At 64.4% G+C, this 21,222-nt stretch carries 20 protein-coding genes; 8 read left to right on the forward strand and 12 right to left on the reverse strand.

Annotated features, from left to right (window positions below; genetic code table 11):
• Positions 1-58: 58 nt before the first annotated feature.
• The 4 genes from ABMA59_RS01990 to ABMA59_RS02005 all read right to left on the reverse strand — a co-directional run bounded on the left by ABMA59_RS01990 (position 59) and on the right by ABMA59_RS02005 (position 4,064).
• Positions 59-1,177 carry a sugar ABC transporter substrate-binding protein gene (locus ABMA59_RS01990; protein ID WP_349003613.1) on the reverse strand — a complete coding sequence of 373 codons (1,119 nt, stop codon included), beginning with the start codon at positions 1,175-1,177 and terminating at the stop codon, positions 59-61.
• Positions 1,178-1,251: 74 nt separating this feature from the next.
• Positions 1,252-2,391: a mandelate racemase/muconate lactonizing enzyme family protein gene (locus ABMA59_RS01995; RefSeq protein ID WP_349003614.1), complete on the reverse strand. Its 1,140-nt coding sequence runs from the start codon at positions 2,389-2,391 to the stop codon at positions 1,252-1,254.
• 12 nt (positions 2,392-2,403) lie between these two features.
• Entirely contained in the window at positions 2,404-3,282 is an 879-nt protein-coding gene (locus ABMA59_RS02000; RefSeq protein WP_349003615.1) for an SMP-30/gluconolactonase/LRE family protein, read from the reverse strand.
• A gap of 32 nt (positions 3,283-3,314) precedes the next feature.
• The gene (locus ABMA59_RS02005) at positions 3,315-4,064 is read right to left on the reverse strand and encodes an SDR family NAD(P)-dependent oxidoreductase (protein WP_349003616.1); all 750 of its coding nucleotides are present in this window, start codon (positions 4,062-4,064) and stop codon (positions 3,315-3,317) included.
• Between the two features lie 572 nt (positions 4,065-4,636).
• Here ABMA59_RS02005 and ABMA59_RS02010 point away from each other — a divergent pair.
• Genes ABMA59_RS02010 through ABMA59_RS02035 form a run of 6 tightly spaced genes read left to right on the forward strand, consistent with a single transcriptional unit; the run spans position 4,637 to position 8,993 of the window.
• On the forward strand, positions 4,637-5,722 hold the full coding sequence (locus ABMA59_RS02010) for a tartrate dehydrogenase (RefSeq protein ID WP_349003617.1): 1,086 nt from the start codon (positions 4,637-4,639) through the stop codon (positions 5,720-5,722).
• Entirely contained in the window at positions 5,715-6,587 is an 873-nt protein-coding gene (locus ABMA59_RS02015; protein ID WP_349003618.1) for an amidohydrolase family protein, read from the forward strand. Before ABMA59_RS02010 ends, ABMA59_RS02015 begins: the two co-directional genes overlap by 8 nt.
• A 3-nt stretch (positions 6,588-6,590) precedes the next feature.
• The gene (locus ABMA59_RS02020; protein ID WP_349003619.1) at positions 6,591-7,076 is read left to right on the forward strand and encodes a VOC family protein; all 486 of its coding nucleotides are present in this window, start codon (positions 6,591-6,593) and stop codon (positions 7,074-7,076) included.
• Positions 7,073-7,405, forward strand: a complete 333-nt coding sequence (locus ABMA59_RS02025; protein ID WP_349003620.1) for an EthD domain-containing protein — start codon at positions 7,073-7,075, stop codon at positions 7,403-7,405. The genes ABMA59_RS02020 and ABMA59_RS02025 overlap by 4 nt, the downstream gene beginning before the upstream one ends.
• A gap of 19 nt (positions 7,406-7,424) precedes the next feature.
• Positions 7,425-8,192, forward strand: coding sequence for an SDR family NAD(P)-dependent oxidoreductase (locus tag ABMA59_RS02030; RefSeq protein ID WP_349003621.1), 768 nt, complete (start codon positions 7,425-7,427; stop codon positions 8,190-8,192).
• Between the two features lie 12 nt (positions 8,193-8,204).
• Positions 8,205-8,993 (forward strand): SDR family NAD(P)-dependent oxidoreductase, encoded by a 789-nt coding sequence (locus ABMA59_RS02035; RefSeq protein ID WP_349003622.1) that lies wholly within the window; start codon positions 8,205-8,207, stop codon positions 8,991-8,993.
• Between the two features lie 68 nt (positions 8,994-9,061).
• Here ABMA59_RS02035 and ABMA59_RS02040 read toward each other — a convergent pair whose 3' ends face one another.
• The 8 genes from ABMA59_RS02040 to ABMA59_RS02075 all read right to left on the reverse strand — a co-directional run bounded on the left by ABMA59_RS02040 (position 9,062) and on the right by ABMA59_RS02075 (position 19,114).
• A complete protein-coding gene (locus ABMA59_RS02040; RefSeq protein WP_349003623.1) occupies positions 9,062-10,090 on the reverse strand; it encodes a LacI family DNA-binding transcriptional regulator in 1,029 nt (342 codons plus the stop codon).
• A 305-nt stretch (positions 10,091-10,395) separates the two neighbouring features.
• Complete coding sequence (locus ABMA59_RS02045; RefSeq protein WP_349003624.1) at positions 10,396-11,514, reverse strand: mandelate racemase/muconate lactonizing enzyme family protein; 1,119 nt, start codon at positions 11,512-11,514, stop codon at positions 10,396-10,398.
• Positions 11,515-11,975: 461 nt separating this feature from the next.
• Positions 11,976-12,764, reverse strand: coding sequence for a hypothetical protein (locus ABMA59_RS02050; RefSeq protein ID WP_349003625.1), 789 nt, complete (start codon positions 12,762-12,764; stop codon positions 11,976-11,978).
• A 551-nt stretch (positions 12,765-13,315) separates the two neighbouring features.
• Positions 13,316-14,140, reverse strand: a complete 825-nt coding sequence (locus ABMA59_RS02055; RefSeq protein WP_349003626.1) for an SDR family NAD(P)-dependent oxidoreductase — start codon at positions 14,138-14,140, stop codon at positions 13,316-13,318.
• Positions 14,141-14,658: 518 nt separating this feature from the next.
• Entirely contained in the window at positions 14,659-15,552 is an 894-nt protein-coding gene (locus tag ABMA59_RS02060; RefSeq protein WP_349003627.1) for an SMP-30/gluconolactonase/LRE family protein, read from the reverse strand.
• Positions 15,549-16,376 carry a carbohydrate ABC transporter permease gene (locus tag ABMA59_RS02065; RefSeq protein ID WP_349003628.1) on the reverse strand — a complete coding sequence of 276 codons (828 nt, stop codon included), beginning with the start codon at positions 16,374-16,376 and terminating at the stop codon, positions 15,549-15,551. Before ABMA59_RS02065 ends, ABMA59_RS02060 begins: the two co-directional genes overlap by 4 nt.
• The gene (locus tag ABMA59_RS02070) at positions 16,373-17,293 is read right to left on the reverse strand and encodes a carbohydrate ABC transporter permease (RefSeq protein ID WP_349003629.1); all 921 of its coding nucleotides are present in this window, start codon (positions 17,291-17,293) and stop codon (positions 16,373-16,375) included. The genes ABMA59_RS02065 and ABMA59_RS02070 overlap by 4 nt, the downstream gene beginning before the upstream one ends.
• A gap of 393 nt (positions 17,294-17,686) precedes the next feature.
• Positions 17,687-19,114, reverse strand: a complete 1,428-nt coding sequence (locus ABMA59_RS02075) for an extracellular solute-binding protein (RefSeq protein WP_349003630.1) — start codon at positions 19,112-19,114, stop codon at positions 17,687-17,689.
• Between the two features lie 264 nt (positions 19,115-19,378).
• Here ABMA59_RS02075 and ABMA59_RS02080 point away from each other — a divergent pair, with 264 nt between their 5' ends.
• Positions 19,379-20,182, forward strand: a complete 804-nt coding sequence (locus ABMA59_RS02080; RefSeq protein WP_349003631.1) for an SDR family NAD(P)-dependent oxidoreductase — start codon at positions 19,379-19,381, stop codon at positions 20,180-20,182.
• A complete protein-coding gene (locus tag ABMA59_RS02085) occupies positions 20,179-21,222 on the forward strand; it encodes a LacI family DNA-binding transcriptional regulator (RefSeq protein ID WP_349003632.1) in 1,044 nt (347 codons plus the stop codon). Before ABMA59_RS02080 ends, ABMA59_RS02085 begins: the two co-directional genes overlap by 4 nt.

The following is a 21,222-nucleotide window of genomic DNA, read 5'->3' on the forward strand; positions in this document are numbered from 1 at the left end:
TATTGTTGAAACGGAAAGCGGGCGGGAATTTTTTCCCGCCCGCGAAAGATCGATGCGGCTATTTCGCCTGCAGGGTGCGGTCGAGTTCCTCGCGCGCCTTGGCGACGTCGGCCTTCATGACGGCCTTAAGCGTCTGCGTGTTCGGTAGGATCTCGCCGTCCTTCAGGAATTTCGCGCAGGCCGGTCCGCCAAAGGCGGCCTGGTCGGGCCAGCGCTGGTCGAGCTGCGCCACCTGTATGCCTTTTTCGATGGCATCGAGCTGGCCCTTGGAGGAGTTCCAGCCGATGGTGAATACCTTGACTTCCAAGCCGAGGTCGACGATCGCACGGTCGGCATGCTCGGCGCCGATGTCGACGTTCTGAATGAACTGAACGTTTGGATTGGCGAGCAGGAAGGCCTTGTAGACGTCGTAGGTCTTACCGGGCTCGTAGGACGTGTTGAGGCCGTTTGCGGCCGCCGTAACGAAGGTAGCGTCGGGAATGGCCGCCTTGATGCCCTCTTCAAAACCCTTCATACGGCCCTGCGCCCAGAACTGGGTCGGGTCACCGCCCGACACCGCAAACACCTTGATGTCGGACTTGTTGTTGTCCTTGATCCACTTCAGCACCGTCTCGGCGGCCGTGGCGCCTTCCGTGTCCGGAATCTGCGTGAAATTCGTGAATTCATGGCCGCGCGAGGTGACGCCGGCCGTGAACACTGGAATGCCTTGTTCCATCACCTTGTTGGTGATTGCGGTCATCGCGTCGGAGGAGACCGGCTCGATGCTCAGGCAGTCGATCTCGCCCGCCGCCAGCTTAGCCTCGATCTGGCTGACCTGCATGTTGGGGTCGTTCTGGACGGGCGCGATTGCAGCGCACTCCATCGGATAGATTTCCTTGCCCATCTTGCAGCCCATCTCGAAGCCCGCCTTGTATTGCGGCGAGAACAGCGGGATGCCGGAGGCCTGATAGGAGAAGACATAGTTGACCGGCTGGTTGTTCTTGATCTTCTCGGCGATGCGGTCGGCAAGCTTGAACGTGCCCCAGTCGCGCTTCACCTCGAAGGGCGCGCCCTCGACTTTGTCGCCGGATTTCGGAATCTGGCTTTCGCTGGATTCCTGCGCGAGCGCGGCGCCGGCAAGCGCCAGGCCGGCGCAGCCGACAGCGGCTGCAAGCATATGCTGGTAGATCGTCTTCACTTCAAACCTCCCATTGTTGTCGTCCGACGAAATGTTCCCTTCGCCTCCCGGCGCCCCGTGCCGGGAGCATGCTTTCAGATGAGGCCAAGCACTTTCTCGCTGCGATAGCCTTCGACCACTTCCTCAATGACCTCGATGCCAAGGCCGGGACCGGTAGGCGGATAGATCCAGCCGTCCCTGTGGTCGAATGGCTTCGTCACAAGGTCGTGCTGCATTGGGTTGCGCAGCGGCTTCAGTTCGAACAACTTGCAGGCCGGCGAATTGAAGGAGATGGCGAGGCTGGCTGCGCTGACGATCGCCGACGACCACGCATGCGCGTTGGCCTGGCGACGGTAGAATTCGCAGCGCTCGGTGACCTTCTTGAAGCCCGTGATGCCTTCGGCGCGGCCTGGATCGACGCCGATGACATCCACCGTGCCCGTCGCCAGCACGCGTTCGAACTGTTCCAGCGTCCATTCGCGCTCGCCATAGGCGATGCGTGTCGTGGTCTTGGAACGCAGATTGGCGTAGCCCTCCGGGTCCCAGGCGCCAAGCGGCTCCTCGATCCAGGCGAGGTTGTATTCCTCCATCGCCTTGGCGCGGCGCACGGCGTCGGTGACATCCCATTTGATGGCGATGCCGTTGTCGATCATCAGCATCTTGTCGCCGAGCACCTCGCGCATCGCCTTGACATAGGCGACGTCGCGTTTGTGGTCGTAGCCGAGATTGGCGTTGCCGCGCTTGCCGAAGCCGGTCTTCAACCCTTGGAGACCGGTCGAGACCCATTCGGCGGTCTCCTCCGCCATCTCCTCGATGTTCTCGTAGTGGGCATGGCATGAGGCGATGGCCGGCAGGCGCTCGTGCACGGGACCGCCAAGCAGGTCGAGCACGCTCTTGCCCAGCGCCTTGCCCTTCAGGTCCCAGAGCGCGATGTCGATCGCGGCCGTGGCATAGGAGGCGATGCCGCCATGATAGCCGTACCACCAGGCCTGCTGCTTGTTCTGCCGCCACAGCGCCTCGGTATGGACCGGGTCCTTGCCGATCAGGTTCGGCGCCATGCCTTCGATGATCGCCTTGGCGGCGAAATTTGCCTCCGGGAACTGGGTGATCGATTCGCCCCAGCCCACCTGGCCGTCATCGGCCGTGATCTTGGCCAGGCAGAGGTGCCTCAACGCATTGAAATCGTTCGGCTCCGGATAGCTGACGGGGATGGCTTCGACCTTGGCGATCTTCATAATGCTTATGCCCTAACCGATTGTGCCGCGAAACAGCGGCATGCCTTCGACCCCGACGTCGACCTCGATGAGTTGCCCCGTCATGGCCGCGCCCGTGACATCGAAGGGGCCCATGTCGCAGCAGAACAGTTTGCCGCCCTTGCCGAAGCAACAGTTGAGGATGGTGCCGCCGGTCTCGACGAAGTGCAAAAAATTGCCGTTGGTGTCGATGACGTCGACACCGCCGCCCGCCACCGCCGTGATCCAGAAATTGCCGTCGACATCGATCTTGAAGCCGTCCGGGATATGCCCGTCCGGAAGCGTCCAAAGATGTGTCTTGGTGCCGTCCGGTTTGCGGCGGACGACCTTCAGCGTGTAGGATTCGACCCAGACGATCGACCCGTCCGGCTCGGCGACGATGCCGTTCGGATAGACATAGTCGAGTTCCTCCAGGATCTTCGCGACGCCGTTCTTTTCGACAACGATGATGCGGCCGGGGTGTGGCTTGTCGGCCGGGTTCCAGTCGCCGGAATCGGTGAAATAGAGGCGGCCATCGGCGCCGAAAGTGAGGTCGTTCGGCCCGTCGAATTTCTTGCCGTCGGCCTCGGTCACAAGAATCTCGACCTTGCCGTTGGGCAGGGTCTTCTGGATCGACGGCGGACGATGCACCGGTGCAACCCAGGCGCCGACATTGGGCGTCTGCGTCGAATAGATGGCGCCATCCGATCCCAGCATGCAGGCATTCGGCCCGCCGCCGACGAAGGCATATTGACCTTGGGTGTTGGTTTTGGGGTCCCAGACGCCGATCTCGCTGGCATAGGTGTTGGCGTAGATCACGCGGCCGTCGTCAAGCTCATAGGGGCCTTCCGGATGGCCGAGGCCCGTCGCGCGGATCTTGATGGGCTTCTTCATTTGTCTCCTCCCCAAAGTCCTCGTCTCGGATTTTACCAGTTGACCGTTCCACCCGTGAAATTCAGGGCCTGCCCGGTCATGTACGCCGCCTCATCGGACAGCAGGAACCAGATCAGTCCGGCGCATTCCTCGGCACTTGCGCCGCGGCCGAGCGGAACGGCCTTCTTGCGCTGCGCGTCCAATTCGGCGGCGGTGATGCCGCGCTTTTTCGCCACGCCCGCCAGGAAATTATCCTGCATCTCGGTGTCGACAATGCCGGGACAGATGGCGTTGACCCTGACCGGTCGGTCAGCCAGCGCATAGGCGAACGAGCGGGTGATCGACAGAATCGTCGTCTTCGACGCGGCGTAGGGCGCGACATCCGTCGAGGTCGCCAGTTTGGCGGAGCTTGACGAGAGGTTAACGATCGCGCCGCCCGGATTGAGCTTTGGGCCGATGCCCTGGCAGAGGAAAAACACCGACTCCGCGTTGACCGTCTGGATGGCGCGCCATTCCTCGACCGTCACCTCGAAGATCGGCTTGACGCGCAGCATGCCGGCCGAGTTGACGAGGTAGTCGTACCCGGCGGCATCGCCGGCCAGCGCCTCGCGCTGAGAATGATCCGAAAGATCCACGACCCGCGTGGAGCATCCTTCGTCAGTGAGGTTGTTCAGCCGGTCTTCGTCGATGTCTACGGCCAAAACCTCGATGTCTTCCGCAAGCAGGCGGCCGACGACGGCCTTGCCGATACCGCGCGCGGCACCGGTCACCACCGCTCGTTTCTTGCCGTGCCCTGAACCCATCAACCTCACCGAGGCGCCTTCGCGCCGCCATTCCTTGCGACCGGAAATTCATCAACGCATGCCGCCCGCAAAGGCAGCGACCCGGTAGCCGCCCGATCTCTGGGGCGATATCGGGGGAACTATATTGAAACGTTCCCATGGCGTGCAAGCGATTTATTTGCATGGTGGAAAGTGAAAAGACAACGCACCGCGTGGAACGGGGGCAGGAGGCGCCGTTCGCGAGGTTCGATGCCGATCTGAGTGCCTTGCGTGGCGATCCCGGAATTCCGCGAGCTCCTGGTTGGAACGCCGTAAAAGCCGGTCAAACCATTGTGCAGTGCGGAATGCTGTGTCGCGGGAGGGCCGTCAGAGCGATTGAGCGCATGCAATTGTTGGTGCGTAGCTATGCGAGTCCCGGTCCCTTGATCGGCACGTCTCACGGCGTTTGGGAGAAATCTGCCGAGGTTTCAGGCCAACATATCCAATTGGTCATTCAGCGGAAACGCCGCCTTGAAAATGGAGAAAAGCACCGCTAATAATGGAAACGATATCATAAAAGGAGCGCCAATCACGCTCCATTGTCCGGGGACGATATGGCTGGCTTCAGGATCGCGGTGATCGAAGGCGACGGCATCGGCAAGGAGGTCGTGCCGGAGGGCATCCGCGTGGTCGAGGCGGCGGCAAAGGCATTCGGCCTCGACATTTCGTGGGACCGGCTCGACTGGGGCTGCGACCATCACGCCCGCCATGGCCGCATGATGCCGGAGAAGGGGCTCGACCGGATCGCGGGCCACGACGCCATTTTCCTCGGCGCCATCGGCTGGCCGACCGTTTCGGATGTGGAATCGCTGTGGACGCTGCTGATGCCGATCCGTCGCAATTTCCAGCAATATGTGAACCTTCGCCCCGTCCGTCTCTTCGAGGGCGTTCCGTCGCCGCTGGCAAATCCGGGGGACATCGACTTCTACATCGTGCGCGAGAATAATGAGGGCGAGTATTCCGAGATCGGCGGGCGGATGTTTCCCGACATGGATCAGGAAATGGTCAGCCAGGAGACGATCCTGACGCGCTTCGGCTGCGACCGCGTCATGCGCTTCGCCTTCAATCTGGCGCGCAAACGCAAGAAAAAACTGACATCGGCGACCAAGTCCAACGGCATCATCCATACCATGCCGTTCTGGGACGAGCGATTCCGCGCCAACGCCAAGGATTTTCCCGACGTGGCGACCGAGCAGTATCATATCGACATCCTGACCGCGCATTTCGTGCGCCGGCCGGCGAGTTTCGACGTGGTGGTGGCGAGCAATCTTTTTGGCGACATCCTATCCGATCTGGGCCCGGCGGTGACCGGCACGATCGGCATCGCGCCATCAGGCAATCTCAATCCCGAGCGGCGGTTTCCCTCGATGTTCGAGCCGGTGCATGGCTCGGCGCCGGATATCGCCGGCCAGAACATCGCCAATCCGATCGGCCAGATCTGGTCGGGAGCGATGATGCTGGAGCATCTCGGCGCGAAGGATGCTGCCAATGCTATTGTGGGCGCTATCGAGCGCGTGCTGGCATCCGGCGAAAACCTGACGCGAGACATGGGCGGCACGGCTTCGACCACCTCGCTCGGGCAAGCCGTGGCTGATGCGGTGTCAAAACATCCGGCGAAGAAGGTGCTGGTCGATGGCTGAACTCGCCTTCGTCGATACGCATTTCCACCTGCACGACATGAAGCATCCGACGCTGCGCTATGGGTGGCTGGAGCCGGATGCCGTGCACGGCTTCCTGTCCGACACCGACCCGCTGAAGGCGCAGCGCTATCGCATCAAGGATTATCTCGCCGAAATCCGCTTCGCCAACGTGCCGAAGGCGATCCACGTCCAGGCGGCCGTCAACACGCCGGACCCGGTCGACGAGACGGCTTGGCTCCAGGCCTTCGCCGACGAGACCGGTTATCCGCACGGCATCGTCGCCGAATGCCATCTGGCACTGCCGCACGCGGGCGAAGTGCTCGACCGGCACATGAAATTCGCCAACCTGCGCGGCATCCGCGATTTCGGCGAGGGCGACTATTATCTGAGAGATCCCGCTTGGCGGCGAGGCTTCGCCGAACTCGGACCGCGCGACCTCGTATGCTGTCTCGACACCAGCATCGAGCGCGCCGCTGACGTACTCGATCTCGCCCATACCTTCCCGGAAACGGTCATCTCGGTTGACCATTGCGCGATTCCGGGGGCGCGCGATGCCGACTATTTCTGCCGCTGGCGCGACGCGATCGCCATCATGGCCGATGCGCCCAACGTCATCATGAAGGTCTCCGGGCTGGGCATGCGCGACCCGCTCTGGACCGTGGACTCGATCCGCCCCTATGTGTTGGGCAGCATCGAGGCGTTCGGGTCGGATCGGGTGGTGTTCGGCACCAACTGGCCGGTCGACCGCATGTTCAGTTCCTACCCGGACGTGATCAATGCCTATGCCGAGATCATTTCCGGTTTTCCGCGCGCCGAGCAGGTCAAAATGTTCTCCGGCAACGCCGAACGCATCTTCAGGATCTGAGCCATGCCTGACACAACCGATGCGGCGGTCATGCTTGGCGTTCATCATGTCGGCCTAACGGTGGCCGACCGCGACAGCGCCCTGAAGTTCTGGGAAACGTTCCTCGGCAAGCCGGCGCGGTGGGCGACGGTGCTGGACCGGCCCTATCTCGGTCGCATTGTCGGCATGCCGGGAGTCAGGATCAACGCGGCCTTCATCGACCTGCCGGGCGGGGTGATCGTCGAACTGCTCGACTACCAGGTTGACGAGCGTTCGCCCAATCCCGACCGCACCTCCAACCCCGGCAATGTCCATCTTTGCGTCAAGGTCGAGGACGCGGCGGAGAGTTTTCGGCGGGCGGTCGATGCCGGCGCGCGGCCGCTGACGCCCGACGGTCCCGTCGACATAGACGGCGGCCCGAACATCGGCGCGCGCGGGGCCTATCTGCGCATCCATGACGGGATTACGCTGGAGATCTTTCAGCCGCCGGCACGGGGGAAATCGGCATGATCAAGCGCGTCAGTTTTCTTAGGCGCAAGGACGGCATGAGCGAGGAGGAGTTCTTCGCGCATTGGACCGGCCCGCATGCCGATATTGTCAGGCAGATGCCGGGCGTGCGCGGGCTGCGCTTCGGCCGCGTGCAGAGCTGGACGCCCGAGGAGGCGCGCTGGGACGGTGTCGGCGAATTGTGGTTCGACAGCGTCGAGGCGGCGCATGCGGCCTTCGCAACCGAGCCGTACAAGTCGCTGCTGGCGGCGGACCGGCCAAAATTCACGCGCGAGATCCAGGCCTGCTTCGTGGAGGAGAAAACCGTCGTCCAGCCACCGGACGGCCGCTGAGAATTTCGGAGAAGCGCAAATGCCTTTCGATCTGAATGCGGGTCTCGCGGGAAAGTCGGTGCTGCTGACGGGGGCGGCCGGCGGCATCGGCCGGGAGGTTGCGATGGCCTTCGCGGGAGCGGGGGCACGTGTCGCGGCAGTCGATATCGACCAGAAGCGCGCCGACGAAGTCGTCGCCAAGATGGAGGGCGGGCCGCATATCGGGATCGGCTACGATTTGAAGCCGGTTGCCGGCCACAAGCCGCTGATCGACCGCGTCGTCAGCGAATTCGGCCGGCTCGATGCGCTGGTGCAGACGGCGGCCGTGCTGGTGCGGCGGCCGACGATTTTCGATGTGTCGGAGGCCGACTGGGATTTCCAGCACGACGTCAATCTCAAGGCGAGCTTTTTCCTGGCGCAGGCCGCGGCGCGGCAGATGACCGAGCAGGGCGGGGGTGGGCGCATCGTCAACTTCACGTCACAAGGGTTCTGGAGTGGCGGGTTTGGCGGGTCGGTCGCTTACGCCGCGACCAAGGGCGGCATCGTCTCGATGACGCGCGGTATGGCGCGCTCGCTTGCCAAGCAGAAGATCACCGTCAACGCCGTCTCGCCGGGCGCAGCCGACACCGCGATGATGCGGAGCGGCATGGATCAGGCAGCACTCGACGCGCAGGTTACGCAGATCCCGCTGGGCTACATGGCGCATCCGTCGCAACTGGCCGGCGCCGTGCTGTTTCTTGCATCCGACCATGCCGACTACATCACCGGGGCGACGATCAACGTGTCCGGTGGCTGGCTGATGTATTGAGAGGCTGGAGCGATGCCTGGCGAATTTTCAGGAAAGGTCGCGGCGATCACCGGAGCGGGCCGTGGCATTGGGGACGCCATCGCCGCCCGCCTGATCGAGGAGGGTGCAAAAGTCTTTTCGTTCGACCTGAACGATCCCGACGAGGCGCGGGCCGGCGTGACCTATCTCAAGGTCGATGTCGCTGACCCCGGCAGCGTCGAGAAAGCCTTCGGCGCTATCGACCGCGAGACCGGACAGATCGACGTGCTGGTCAACAATGCCGGCGTGCAGCGGGTAGCCCTTGCCGAGAACATGCGGCCGGAGGACTGGCACCTGGTTCTCAACACGCATCTCACCGGCATGCATCTGTGTTGCGCGCAGGCGATTCGCCGCATGCGGGCGCGGGGCAGGGGAGGCGCCATCGTCAGCATCGCCTCGGCGGCCGGCATCGTCGGCATTCCGGGGCGCGGACCCTACAGTGCGGCGAAGGCCGGCATCGAAGGCCTCACCCGCGTCTATGCGACCGAGACCGCGGCTGCCAACATCCGCGTCAATGCGGTCGCGCCCGGTTCGACCCGCACCAAACTGATCGAACAGGGCCTGAAGGACGGTTCCATCCGCGGCGACTGGCAGATCGAGCGCATCCCGATGGGCCGGCTCGCCGAACCGTGGGAGATCGCCGATCCGGTCGTCTATCTCGCCAGCGACCGGGCAAGCTATATCACCGGCCAGACGCTGGTGGTCGACGGCGGCTGGACGGTGCAGGGAATGGTGCACATTGCCGACTGGCTGGTGCCTCCGCCGGCTGTGCCGGGTGAATGACGGATCTGCATCGACGATCGGCGGTAGGGCGAAATCGTTCAAGCGAGTGGGGGGTGTCTCAGCGGCACTCACCCCTTCGGCGGGGCGCAGGAGCGGCCAAGAATGAGGCGCGTCGGAAAGGTGACGCGGCGAGGGGGCAGGGTTTCGTTGCCGGCGAGGCGTTCCAGCAGGAGCTGCGCCGCGGTGCGGCCGATGTCGGCCATGCTGCGGTCGATCAGGGTGATCGGGCCGGGATAGAGCCGCGATACGTCGGTCTGGTCGCAGGAGACCAGCGAAATGTCGCCGGGGAAGGAGACTCCCAGTTCCTGGAAGGCGCGCAGCACGCCGACCAGCGTGCGGTTGCCGCCGGCGATGATCGCCGTCGGCCGCTCGCGGGCCTGCAGCAGCGCCAGCGTTTCGCGAAAGCCGTATTCGGCCGAAAGGCTCTGCGACCGGATCAGATCCTGCGGCAGCGAAATCCCCAGCCGCTCGAACGTCTCGGTGAAACCACGGACGCGCTCGCGGCCGGGCCTGATGTCGGGGCCGGCGGTGATCAGCGCGATGCGGCGGTGGCCGAGACCGATCAGATACTCCGTCGCCTGGGCCATGCCGGCGGCGTGGTTGGGCAGCACGGCGTCGAGCGGCAGCGGCACATCGCGGTCTAGCAGCACGGAGGGCACGCGGAGCGCCTCCAGGCGCTTCAAGGTGACCGGGTCGCGCTCGCTGTTGATGGTCATCAGAATGCCGTCGGCGCGGCCGCGCTGCAGCATCTCGACGGCGTCCGCCTCCTGGCGCGCGCGGCCGTCGGTGTTGACGAGGTAGAGCGAGAAGCCGTGCTCTCGGAGCGTCGCGTCGGCGGCCTTGAACAGTTCGGCATGCACCGGGTTGGCGATGTCGTCGACGATGAAACCGACCGTGAGCGTACTCTTGCGGCGCATGTTCTGGGCGCGCGAATCCGGCCGGAAGTCGAGCGCACTGATGGCGGCGCGCACTTTCGCCAGCGTCTCGGGGCGGACAAGGTCGGGGGCGTTCAGGCTGCGCGATACGGTGCCGACGGAGACGCCGGACACCCTGGCGACGTCCCTTATGGTGGCGGGCTTATCCCTGGCGATCGACAAAGCCTGTTCCCATGTCGCCGACTGCTGGCCGGTTCGGCGAAGTTTCCCGGTACTTTCTCAGGCGCTACCTTGAACCCCCGTCAACTTCAACGCCGTCCCCGTCGCTGTCCGCTGAAAAATGCGCTTCATCCCCGGTGTGAAGCGTGTCGTACCCAATCGGCCTCATTCTGCCGGTGACGGTTTGGGCCAAGGTCAAGGGCTTCGTCTTGTCCGGGCCACCAGCCCGGCCTGCGACGAAGCCCTTGACCTTGGCCCAAACCGTCACCGGCAGAATGAGACCGATTGGGTACGACACGCTTCAATGCTCAAACCCGATATTTTTCGATGACGGCCTTGTCCATTTCGATGCCGAAGCCAGCGCCTTGCGGCACGTCGTACCAGCCATTGTCGAATTTCGACCGGTTGGCGACCAGCGCGTAGAACATCGGATCGCGATGGGGGTGGAAGGTTTCGAGATAGGTGCCGTTGGGCACCGAGGCCAGCAGGTGCGCCGAGATCTGAGGCTCCTCGTGATGCCCCATCTGGATCGAAAAGCTCTGGGCAAGTGCGGCGACACGCCGCCATTCGGTCGGGCCGCCGCCCCAGCTCGCATCGAAATTGCAGACGTCGATGGCGTTGCTCATCATCAGGTCGCGGCAGCCGGCGCGCGAAATCTCGCTCTGTCCGGCGCAGACGGGAATGCCGGTGAGGTTGCGCGCAGCGGCCATGTCGAGCCGGTCGTTCTGCCAGTGCACGGGCTCCTCGAACCAGCGGATGTTCAGGTCCTCGGCATGGCGCGAGAACTCGACGGCCTGGCGCAGGCTGTAACCCTGGTTGGCGTCGACGATGAGGGCGAAATCGTCGCCCACCGCCGAGCGACCGGCGCGGACGCGCTCGGCATCCTCCTTCGGCGTGCGGCCGCCGACCTTGAACTTGCAGCCGGCGTAACCGTCCTTGCGGATCTGCTCCATTTCGCGGCCGAAATCGGCCAATGTCTTGCCTTCCTCGTAGTAGCCGGCGATGCAGATGACCGGCAGCTTTTCGGCATAACCGCCCCAGAGCTTGTAGAGCGGGGCGTCGAGCGCCTTGCCGACGGCGTCCCAGATGGCGCTGTCGACGCAGGCCTGCGCACACATCGCCAGCTTGCGGTCGCGTAAAATGTTGGTGGAGGGTTTTCGCATTTTTTCCCAGCAGCCCTCGACGTTGAAGGCGTCCATGCCGATCAGCAGCGGCTGGATCTCGTCGAGGATGATTTTTACCACCTCGGCCTGGGTCTCGAACTCGTCGCCATTGTAGATTTCGCCGACGATACCGGCGCTGGTGTAGAGCTTTGTGATGATCGTGCAGCGATGCGTCATGAAATAATTGCTGCCGCGGAAGGTGCGCGGCAGCGGCATCGACAGCGGAATGCATTCGATCCGCTCGATCTTCAAATTCGGAACCATCTGGGACTCGTCATGCGATATTTTGAAACGTTTCCAACGATAATCATGCTCGATCGTGCGGTCAAGAGACTTCCGCGCACGGCGCCCTCGACGTTGTGGCAGGTGGGAATCGAGGAATAGTGCAAAGCAATCGGGCGGAATGGCTGCTGACCAGGTGCTGACGCCCGGCACATGTGCGGCCAGACTAAAAGGCGTAACATGGCGGTTGCTGGGGAGGGAGGTCGCAAACGGAACCGTTTCAGCCGATTGGCGATCATTGCGGGAGAATGGTGAGTGAGGGTTTTTGGACATCGCCGCAGCTCAGCGGTGTCGGCAAGACAGGGTGCCAAAGCCTGCCTCGCCAGTTTCTCCACCAGATGAGCACGGTGCTTTCCGACAGCAGGGATCGTCGCCAGGCCGCGCAAAAAATACGCGCCTGCCGTTGGTCCTTGGATTTGTGGTGTCCGGCAAGGGCGTAGCCGTCATGACGTGTCGGGGCGATCCAGGGCGTAGACGGCCAGCGCATGGGCGTGAGCAAGGATCTCGTCGACCTCGCGGATTTTTCCCGGATGGGTCGCGACGGGATCGTAGCGCGACAGCCGGCCGCCGGGCGGACGCCCGCGCCGCAGCGGCGAAAGGCGCCGGCTGGAGACGGGTTCGTGCCGTGCGATTGCGGCGTCGCGCCGCGCCTTCCAGCGGGCAAAACGTTGTGCCTGGCCCGGCAGATCGTCGAGCGCGGCGGTGAGCGCGGCAAGGCGCTGGCCGAGACGGGCGGCGTCGATCGGGTCGTCGGAAGAGGGCGGGGGCGGCAGCGGGCGGTACGTCGCGTTGAAGTCGAGGCCCAGGATGCGCGGGGCGGCGTGGGCGGGCACGACGCGGCGGGGGATTTGGAACAGACGCCGCGGCGGATCGAGCAGCGACAGCGAGAGGATGATGCGCGGGGCGGGCCGGCGACGTTTCTTCGGTCCCTTTGGCATGAAGGCGCGTGGCCCTCGCAATGTCGCGGGCTTTGGTTTGCGCGGGCGCGCCGGCGGGAGGGTTACCACGATCCCGCGCGCCGCCGCGATGATCAGCCGCCGCGCGGCGGCTTCGGCCGGACGCAACAGCCGCAGGATGGCGAGATAGAGAGCGCGGGGAAGGGTAAGTGCCGGAGACAGTTTACTCCGCTTGCGCCAGCCTTGAAGCGGCCGCGCCTTTCCGCGGAAAGAAAGTAAACTGTCCCCCAGCGCCAAGGCTCCCAGCGCCCGTACTCCCAGCGCCAACGCTCCCATCGCTAGGGCCCTCAGCGCCCTGTCTCGCCACGCCCATCTCGGCCATGGCAATCAGCGTGACGAGGATGCGCTTCAGCGCCTCCCAGTTTCGCTCGATTGCCGCGCTCCCGTCCATCCACTCCACCGCCGCGTCCTTTCCAGCATAGGCGGCGCCATTATCGTTGCTGCCGGGAGGGTGGGGACAGATGTCAGGAAAACAATCCTGGGGAAGGCCGGCAAATAGAGCGCCAGTGGCGTGCTCCACCCTTGCAATCTCCGACACAAGTGTCGGGACGGCCTGTCTTTTCTCGATCCTTGCGACGTCTGGACCGCCGTGGCCTTTCCGCCGAAGACAATAAATTTTCGTCCGCGGCTCCCCGTTTCGGTGGCGCTATCCGTCCTTCGGCCGCCGGCCTGTAGAGCGGGAAGCGGATGGGTGGCTGCCGATTCACCGAACGACACTGCCGGAGATTGGCGGAGCCCGGCCCAACCTGATTGCCAAGGTGCCGCGCTCCCGGGAGCAAATCAGGGATTGTGTGGATCGAGGTTTGGGATGGTTTCGCGAACAGCCGCTACACCGCCCAGGCCGGCGTCTTGAAATCGTCCCAGGTGGCGCCGATCCCGGCGTCGACGGGCAGCGCCGCGCCGGTGATGCCGGTCGCCACCGGCGAGGTGATGAAGGCGATTGCGGCGGCGATGTCGCGCGGCGACAGCACGCGGCCGAGGGGATGTCGGTCGGCGTAGGATTGCAGGATTTCCGCGCCGTTGGGAACCGTCGCCAGTCGGCCGTCGAGCAGCGGCGTCTTGGTGACGCTTGGGCAGACGCAGTTCACGGTGACGCGGTCGCGCGCCAGGTCGAGCGCGGCGGCGCGGGCGAGGTTGAGCAGCGCGCCCTTGGATACGCAGTAGGAGAACATGCCGTGCTCGGCCTGCAATCCGTCGAGGCTGGAGAGCAGCACGATGGCGCCCGACTTTTTCGGCCGCATCTGCTTTGCCGCCTCGCGGACGACGAGAAACGAACCGCGCACATTGACGCCCATCACCTGCTCGAAATCGGCGAGTGGGGTGTCGAAGACCGGGCCGCCCGCGCCGAGCACGCCGGCGCAGGCGACCGCGACATCGACCGGCCCGAGTTCTTTCCGCGTTGCCGCGAAGGCGTCGACGACCGTCTTTTCGTCGCCTGTATCGCCCGTGAAGGCCAGCGCACTCCGACCGATCCTGCGGATTTCGTCGGCCGCCTGGTCGGCGGCGCCGGGCGTCCAGTCGAGGATGGCGACGTCGGCGCCGAGGTCGGCCAGGGTCAGCGCTGTCTCCAGGCCGATGCCGGAGCCGCCGCCTGTGACAAATGCGATCTTGCCTCTGTGGGAGAGGCCGGGGAAGGGTTCTCGCGGTGTCATGTCTTTGCTCCACTTCGAGTGTAGGTTTACGCCGCCCCTCATCGCTCTGCCGGCGTCCTTCGGACCTCCCCGTAAACGGGGAGAAGGAAGCCGTCGCGTCCGCTTTCGCCGATCGTCAACGTTGCAGAAGGATTGCCCGCATTGCGGCCAGATCCCTTCTCCCCGTTTCACGGCAGGCAATCGCATATGGACTTGCTTTGGAAAGTGATCCTCCCCGCCTCGCCTTTGGCGAGACGCGGAGGCATCACCCCCTCACCGGCCCTTCGGGCCACCTCTCCCCCTGCCCGGGGGAGAGGATCGCGACTTCGACGATTGGCGCCAAGCTCGCGGCCGGCAATCCTCTCCCCCGGGCAGGGGGAGAGGTGGCCCGAAGGGCCGGTGAGGGGGTGGTGCCGAAACGAGCCGGCGAAGCCGGTTCGGAGCGGATAATGTCCATGGCGATTGCCCTGCCGTTCGCGGGGAGGTCCGAAGGACGCCGGCAGGGCGATGAGGGGCGGCGCCACCGGTCGATCCCCCGTTCATTTGCCTCCAGCGATACTGCCCGCCGCCGTCGGCGCGCCGCCGCCGGGGACCGTAAGCTTCCAAAGTTGTCCGCCGAGATTGGGCTTGTCGCTGGCCGCGAGCACGGTGGCGTCGGTGACCCACAGCGTCTCGCCGGAAAAGATGCAGTTGGTCGGCGCGCCGCCGACCTCGATGAAGGCGTCGACCTTGCCGTTGGGCTGGACGACGTGGATGCCCTTGCCGACGAGATCGGTGACGTACAGCCGCCCGTCGGCGCCGATCTTCATGCCGTCGAGGATCGGGTTCGCTCCTGGCATCCTTCCCAGGTCTTCTATCTTGCCGTCCGGGCGGCGGCGGCGGACGTGGCCGGTGTAGGATTCGTCCCAGACCACCGAGCCGTCGGCCTCGACCGCGAGCCCGTTCGGGAACACCGGCTTCTCGAAGGCGACGACGACGCGCGGCGTGCCGTCGGGAGCGATGGCGAAGATGTAGCTGGGGTCCGGATCGGACGGATTGTAGGTGCCGGGATCGGTGAAATAGAGGTGCCCGTCGGCGCCGAAGACAAGGTCGTTCGGGCCGTTCAGCTTGATGCCTTCGACCTCGGTGACGAGGATGACGGCCTTGCCGCCCGGCTCGACGCGCTGGATCGACGGCACGCTCATTTCCGCCGCGCGCCACGGGCCGACCGTGCCGCCATTCTGGCAGACATAAAGTTCACCCTTTGCGCCGACCACGCAGGAGTTCGGCGCGCCCGCTGTGTAGGCGAGGCGGCTGACCTTGCCGTCTCGGAACACCGAAAGCTGGCTGCGGTAGCTTTCCACGAAGACCACGCTGCCGTCCTTCTGCATCGTCGGCCCTTCCGGCCAGCCGAGCCCCTCGGCCATCAGTTCGGGCTTGCCATAATCGGTCATTTGACGGCTCCTGCGGTCAGGCCGCGCACGATGTAGCGCTGGATGAAAAGCGAGAAGATGAGGATGGGAACGACGGTGACGACGCCGACCGTCGCCGCGATGTTCCAGTCGATCGGCCGCTGGGCGCTCACCAGCGTGGCAGCACCCAGCGAGATGGTTTGCAAGGCGCGGGAATCGATGACGTAGAGCGCGACCAGGAATTCGTTCCAGGTGAACAGCGCGCCGAAAAGTGCTGCCGTGAGCATGCCGGGCCGCACGATCGGAATGATGACCCGCCACAGCGTCTGGATGCGGGTGGCGCCGTCGATCATCGCCGCCTCGTCGATCTCCTGCGGCACCTCGTCGAAGAAGCCGATGAGGATCCAGACCACCAGGGGCAGCGAGAAGGAGATGTAGGGCAGGATCAGCCCCGGATAGGTGTTGGTAAGGCCGATGGCCTTGACCGTCAGGAACAGGGGTATGGCGACGGCGATGGGCGGCATGAAACGCATCGACAGGATGGTGCTTGCCATGCGGTCGCTGCCGGCGAATTTGAGCCGTGAGAAAGCGTAGGCGGCAGGCGTTCCGATGATGAGTGCGATCAGCGTCGACAGGCCGACGACGATGATCGAGTTCAGCGTGAAGGACAGCATGCCCTGGCTGAACAGCACTTCGGAGTAGTTCTTGGTGATCTGCGCCCAACTGAAATTCAGGGTCGGCGGCACCTGGGCGACGATTTCTATCCTCTTCTTGGTGGAAAGGATGGCGAGGTAGAGGAAAGGTGCTGCGCCGATGATGCCGAGCGCTACCAGTCCGACATAGGCGATCATGCGGCCGGGTCTCATCGCGCCTGCCCTGGCCGGAGCTGCACGTAGCGCAGCAGGATGGTCGTGCCGACGGCGATGATAATCAGCATGGAATAGGCGACAGCGGCGGCGTAGCCGTAGTTCTGGAACTGGAATCCGTTCTGGAAGGAGAAGAAGGCGAGCGTCGTCGTGCCGCGCGCCGGCCCGCCATAGGACAGGCCGTAGATCAGGTCGAAGGAGCGGAAGGCGTCGACCGCCCGGAACACGGCGGCGAAGACGATGGCCGGCATCAGCATCGGCAGGACGACGCGGCGGAATTTGACGATCGGCCTGGCGCCGTCTACCTCCGCCGCCTCGAAGATCTCGCGCGGCAGCCCCTGCAGGCGGGCGAAGACGATGATGAAGACGAAGGGCGTCCATTGCCAGGTGTCGACGAGGATCAGCGTCACCATCGCCATGCCGACGGAGCCCAGCCAGTCGGGCGGCGTGATCCCGATGGCCGAGATGGTCCAGTCGACCATGCCCCAGTCCGGGTTGAGCAGCGCGCGCCACATGACGCCGACGACGATCGGGGTGATCAGCATCGGCAAAAGCAGGATGCCGCGCACGATCCAAGCGCCCTTGAGATCGAGGTCGAAGAACATGGCCAGCGCAACCCCGAGCACCACCTGCAGGGCAACGGCTGCGATCACCATGATGGCGCTGTTCATGGCCGCGTTCCAGAACAGCGGATCGGCGAGCAGAGCGTAGTAGTTGGCGAGCCCGACGAAATTGCCGGTGCCGGTGGCGGCCGTCAGGTCGGTGAAGGACAGCCGCAGGCTGTAGAACAGCGGGTAGATGGCGAAGGCGGCGAGATAGAGCACGCAAGGCCCGAGCAGCAGCCAGGCGGTCAGCGCCGGCCGGTCGCGGCCTTCGATGACCGCGACCGACTGCCGAGCGGCACTGACGGCGCTCATGCTTCGGCCCCCGCCGAATTCAAAACGATATCAAACCGACGCCACCTAGCCAGACGTCCTAAATTGTCTTCAGAACCATTTTGTTCATCGGATGCCACTGCCAAGCTGGAACACCCCTCATCCGTCGCCTTTGGCGACACCTTCTCCCACAAGGGGAGAAGGGGGATTTTCGCGCCAGCCTCACAGTCAATCGCCGACGTCGGAGATTGGCGGAAGCACTGCGGCAGTCTCCCACCTTCTCCCCTTGTGGGAGAAGGTGTCGAGCCCGAAGGGCGAGACGGATGAGGGGTGTTCCAGCTTGGCTGGACGACCGGCCGCGTGAGGCGGCCGGTCGCGAAACGTTCGACAATGCGCAACGGCGAAATCACTCTTCAAATCCGCCGAAGTCGCCGCTCAAGCCAGATGCCCCGCCTTGCGCAATGCGTCCTCCCATTGCTTCTGCACCTTCTCGCAGGCGGTCTTGGCGTCCTGCTGGCCGATGAGGGCGGCGTTGAACTCGACGTTCATCATGTCGTTGAGCTGGAAGAATTCCGGGATGAGCGAGGTCGGGATGATCTCCGCCGTCGAGGCAGCCTTCAGCGCGTCCGGCAGGTAGGGGAGCTTGGCGACGAGGTCGGGATCGGTGAAGGCCGAGGTGCGGCTGGCGTCGATCTGGTATTTTTCGACTTCGTACTTGTTGAAGTCCTTGCTGGTCATCCAGGTCAGCGCCAGCCAGGCGGCGTCCTTCTTGGCAGGATCGGCGTTCTTCGGGATGGCCACGCCCCAGCCGCCCTGGATGGCGCGCGGCGTCTCGCCGGGTTTTGCCGGCACGGGGCCGGTGCCGGTCTTGTCGGCCACCATCGAGTTTTCGCCGTTGAGGATCGGGCCGGCAATGGTCGACCAGAAGATCATCTGGGCGATCTTGCCGGTGGAGAAGCCGTCGACGTTTTCGGCGAAGCCGTATTTGGTGACGTTCTTCGGCGCGTAGGGCAGGAGGTCGATCAGCATCTGCAGGGCGCCGATGCCTTCCGGCGAATTCACCTGCGGCATGAAATTCTTTTCCTTCGGCGAGCCGGTCATCAGCTTGCCGCCGGTGGTGATGAAGCGCGTGTACCAGTCGACCGCGGCCAGCGAAAAATCATTGGCGCCGATGAAGGAGCACCCGGCGACGTCGTCGCTGTTCAGCTTTTCGGCTGCGGCCTTGAACTCGTCCCATGTGGCCGCAGGCTTCAGGCCGGCGGCATCGAACAGGTCCTTGCGGTAGAAATAGATGACCGAGCCGGAATGCAGGCCGGGAATGCCGTAAATATCCTTGCCCTGGCCGACCGTGCCGGTCGCCATGTCGAAGATGCCGACATTGGCCATGGCCGGCGGCAGGAAGTCGGCGATGTCCCAGTCGGGCGGGGTCTTCGACGGATCGTCGATATAGGCGTTGAGCTGCTCGTAATAACCGCCGCCGACCTGCTGGGTGGTGAGGAAACCCAGATATTCGATCAGCTCGAACGACGACTTGTCGGCCTTGAGGTTCTGCAGCGTCTTCTCGATCAGCGCGCCGAGGGCCGGCGAGGTGATCTCCATTTCCATGCCGGTTTCTTCGGTGAACTTCGGCAGCATGTCGGCCAGCGCGCGGTGGTCGTTCTCGTCACCCGTCATCAGGATCGAGAGTTTCGTGCCTGCATGCTTCTTCCAGTCGAAATCGGCGGCGAGCGCCGGGTCCATTCCGAAGCGCCCGGCCAGCGCGGCCGAAAGGCCGAGCATGCCGGCGCTCCGCAGCAGGCGGCGGCGGTCGATCGAGGCATGCGCGAGCGCGTTCAAAACGCCTGTCTTGGTGCTGTCGTCCATATTTTCCTCCCGAGGTGAAACGCCAAGCTAGAAACGTCGGCTTATGCCAAGCTAACTACGCTGCTTCGAACTAGTCAATCGTTTGAGTGACGCCTTGTTATCGATTCCATCTGAAATTCCGAAAAAATGCGCGGAGCGGACGAATTCTTGACCCGCAATCTAGTCAAACCATTGCCTAAATTCCCGATCGGGTCTTTTCTAGGCGTGGGAGCGCTCCGCAAACCCGGAGCGAAATGCCGGAACCGGATTGGGAGAAAATTGGTCATGAGCGGGAAAAGTGTCGTCGTCACCGGCTGCGGAACCGGCATAGGCAGGGCCATCGCCTTGCGGCTCGCGGCCGATGGATGGAGCGTGGTCGGACTGGAGCTGAACCCGGAGACCGGCGGAAAGACCCGGGCGGACCTCGGCGCCGGCCACGACGTGATCATCGGCGATGCTTCCGAGCGCGCTGTGCTGGCCGCTGCGCGTGAAAAGGCCGAGACGTTCGCTCCGTTGTGCGGTTGGGTGAACAATGTCGGCATAGCCCTGATGGGCAATCTGCACGAGCCGAAGGAGCCCGAGGTCGAGCGGCTGATGAAGGTTAATCTGATGTCGCATTTCTGGGGATCGTCGGAGGCGATCTCCACCTGGGTGCGGCAGCGCAGGGTGGGCGCCATCGTCAACGTTTCGTCGGTGCACGGCCGCTCGGCCTTCAACATGTGGGCGGCCTATGACTGCGCCAAAGCCGGCATCGACGCGCTGACCCGCTACATCGCCGTCGAATACGGGCCGGTCGGCATCCGCGCCAATGCGGTGGCGCCGGGCGCTATCCGCACGCCGCTGGTCAGCCAGGTGATCCGCGAGAGCCCGGACCCCATAATTGCCGAGCGCGAAATGTCGATCCAGCACCCGCTGGAGCGCATCGGCGAGCCGGAGGAGGTGGCCGCGGCCGTCGCCTGGCTGCTCTCGGATGAGGCTTCTTTCGTCACCGGGCAGTCGCTGGCGGTCGATGGCGGCTTGACCTCGCGCTGCTATCGATACAATCCGGATGCGCAATTGCTTGCCCGCTATCAGGAGGCGCGTGCTTGACTGAATCGCCGCGTCCCCGGCCAGCCACGCTGAAGGACATCGCCACGGCCGTCGGCGTCGACATTTCGACGGCGTCGAAGGTCGTCAATGGCGGCGGCATCAGCGTGCGCCCGGAGACGCGCAAGGCGATCCTCGACGAGGCGGCGCGGCTCAACTACCGGCCGCATGCGCTGGCTCGGAATTTACGGACGCGGCGCACCGGCGCCATCGGCGTGCTGCTGCCCGACCTCACCAACCCGATCTATGCGGCGACGATCCGCGGGGCGGTGCGGCGGGCCGAGGAACTGGGCTACGTCACGCTGGTCGCCGAGGCGCAGGACGACGCGGCCTCGGCGTCGATCTACAGCAAGCTTGTGGCTGAGCGGCGCATCGACGGTTTTATCATCGCGGTCGCTGCCAAGCGCGACCTGATCGCGGCGATCGATGCGCAGCCGGTGCCACATGTCTTCGTCAACCGCCGCGCCAGCATAGGGCGCAGTGTTACCGTGGATGACGAGGCCGCGGCACGGCTTGCGGCGCGCACGCTGATCGAGGCGGGGCACAAGCGGTTGGGTTTCATCGGCGATTCTGACGAGATGGACACGGCGCGCCGCCGCCGTGCCGGCTTTTTCGGGGAGGCGAGGAAGGCGGGACTGCCTGATGTAGTGGATGCGGTCGAACCCTATTCGCGGCGGGGCGGCTTCGATGCCTGCCTGAAGCTGCTTGCCGCAAAACCGCGTCCCACCGGCATCTTCGCATCCAACCTTCTGGTCGGCATCAGCGCACTGGCCGCCGCGCGCAGCCTTGGGGTGCGGGTGCCGGAGGATCTCTCCATGGTGACGCTCGACTTCGAGGACGCCAACTATTCCGCGCCGCCGCTGACGGCGATCGCGATGCCGCTCGACGAGATGGGCACGCTCGCCGTCGAGGAACTGCACGCCATGATCGAAGGCCGCGAGCCGAAGGATGTCGTGGTCGACGTCGCGCCGACGCTGATTTCGCGCGCCTCGGTGGCGCCGCCGCCGAAGTGGCCCGACTCTCCCGCTGACGCAGGTCAATAG

The organism is Mesorhizobium yinganensis, from assembly GCF_040081985.1.
Classification (GTDB): Bacteria; Pseudomonadota; Alphaproteobacteria; order Rhizobiales; family Rhizobiaceae; genus Kumtagia; species Kumtagia yinganensis.

What these genes read in the sequence shown, in the direction of transcription:
- ABMA59_RS02010 (WP_349003617.1), top strand. Translation starts at nt 4,637, where the DNA reads ATGGCTGGCTTCAGGATCGCGGTGATCGAAGGCGACGGCATCGGCAAG.
- ABMA59_RS02055 (WP_349003626.1), bottom strand. Translation starts at nt 14,140, where the DNA reads ATGACACCGCGAGAACCCTTCCCCGGCCTCTCCCACAGAGGCAAGATC.
- ABMA59_RS02045 (WP_349003624.1), bottom strand. Translation starts at nt 11,514, where the DNA reads ATGGTTCCGAATTTGAAGATCGAGCGGATCGAATGCATTCCGCTGTCG.
- ABMA59_RS02000 (WP_349003615.1), bottom strand. Translation starts at nt 3,282, where the DNA reads ATGAAGAAGCCCATCAAGATCCGCGCGACGGGCCTCGGCCATCCGGAA.
- ABMA59_RS02075 (WP_349003630.1), bottom strand. Translation starts at nt 19,114, where the DNA reads ATGGACGACAGCACCAAGACAGGCGTTTTGAACGCGCTCGCGCATGCC.
- ABMA59_RS02060 (WP_349003627.1), bottom strand. Translation starts at nt 15,552, where the DNA reads ATGACCGATTATGGCAAGCCCGAACTGATGGCCGAGGGGCTCGGCTGG.
- ABMA59_RS02070 (WP_349003629.1), bottom strand. Translation starts at nt 17,293, where the DNA reads ATGAGCGCCGTCAGTGCCGCTCGGCAGTCGGTCGCGGTCATCGAAGGC.
- ABMA59_RS02030 (WP_349003621.1), top strand. Translation starts at nt 7,425, where the DNA reads ATGCCTTTCGATCTGAATGCGGGTCTCGCGGGAAAGTCGGTGCTGCTG.
- ABMA59_RS02035 (WP_349003622.1), top strand. Translation starts at nt 8,205, where the DNA reads ATGCCTGGCGAATTTTCAGGAAAGGTCGCGGCGATCACCGGAGCGGGC.
- ABMA59_RS02080 (WP_349003631.1), top strand. Translation starts at nt 19,379, where the DNA reads ATGAGCGGGAAAAGTGTCGTCGTCACCGGCTGCGGAACCGGCATAGGC.
- ABMA59_RS01995 (WP_349003614.1), bottom strand. Translation starts at nt 2,391, where the DNA reads ATGAAGATCGCCAAGGTCGAAGCCATCCCCGTCAGCTATCCGGAGCCG.
- ABMA59_RS02050 (WP_349003625.1), bottom strand. Translation starts at nt 12,764, where the DNA reads ATGGGAGCGTTGGCGCTGGGAGTACGGGCGCTGGGAGCCTTGGCGCTG.
- ABMA59_RS02025 (WP_349003620.1), top strand. Translation starts at nt 7,073, where the DNA reads ATGATCAAGCGCGTCAGTTTTCTTAGGCGCAAGGACGGCATGAGCGAG.
- ABMA59_RS02015 (WP_349003618.1), top strand. Translation starts at nt 5,715, where the DNA reads ATGGCTGAACTCGCCTTCGTCGATACGCATTTCCACCTGCACGACATG.
- ABMA59_RS02065 (WP_349003628.1), bottom strand. Translation starts at nt 16,376, where the DNA reads ATGAGACCCGGCCGCATGATCGCCTATGTCGGACTGGTAGCGCTCGGC.
- ABMA59_RS02020 (WP_349003619.1), top strand. Translation starts at nt 6,591, where the DNA reads ATGCCTGACACAACCGATGCGGCGGTCATGCTTGGCGTTCATCATGTC.
- ABMA59_RS02005 (WP_349003616.1), bottom strand. Translation starts at nt 4,064, where the DNA reads ATGGGTTCAGGGCACGGCAAGAAACGAGCGGTGGTGACCGGTGCCGCG.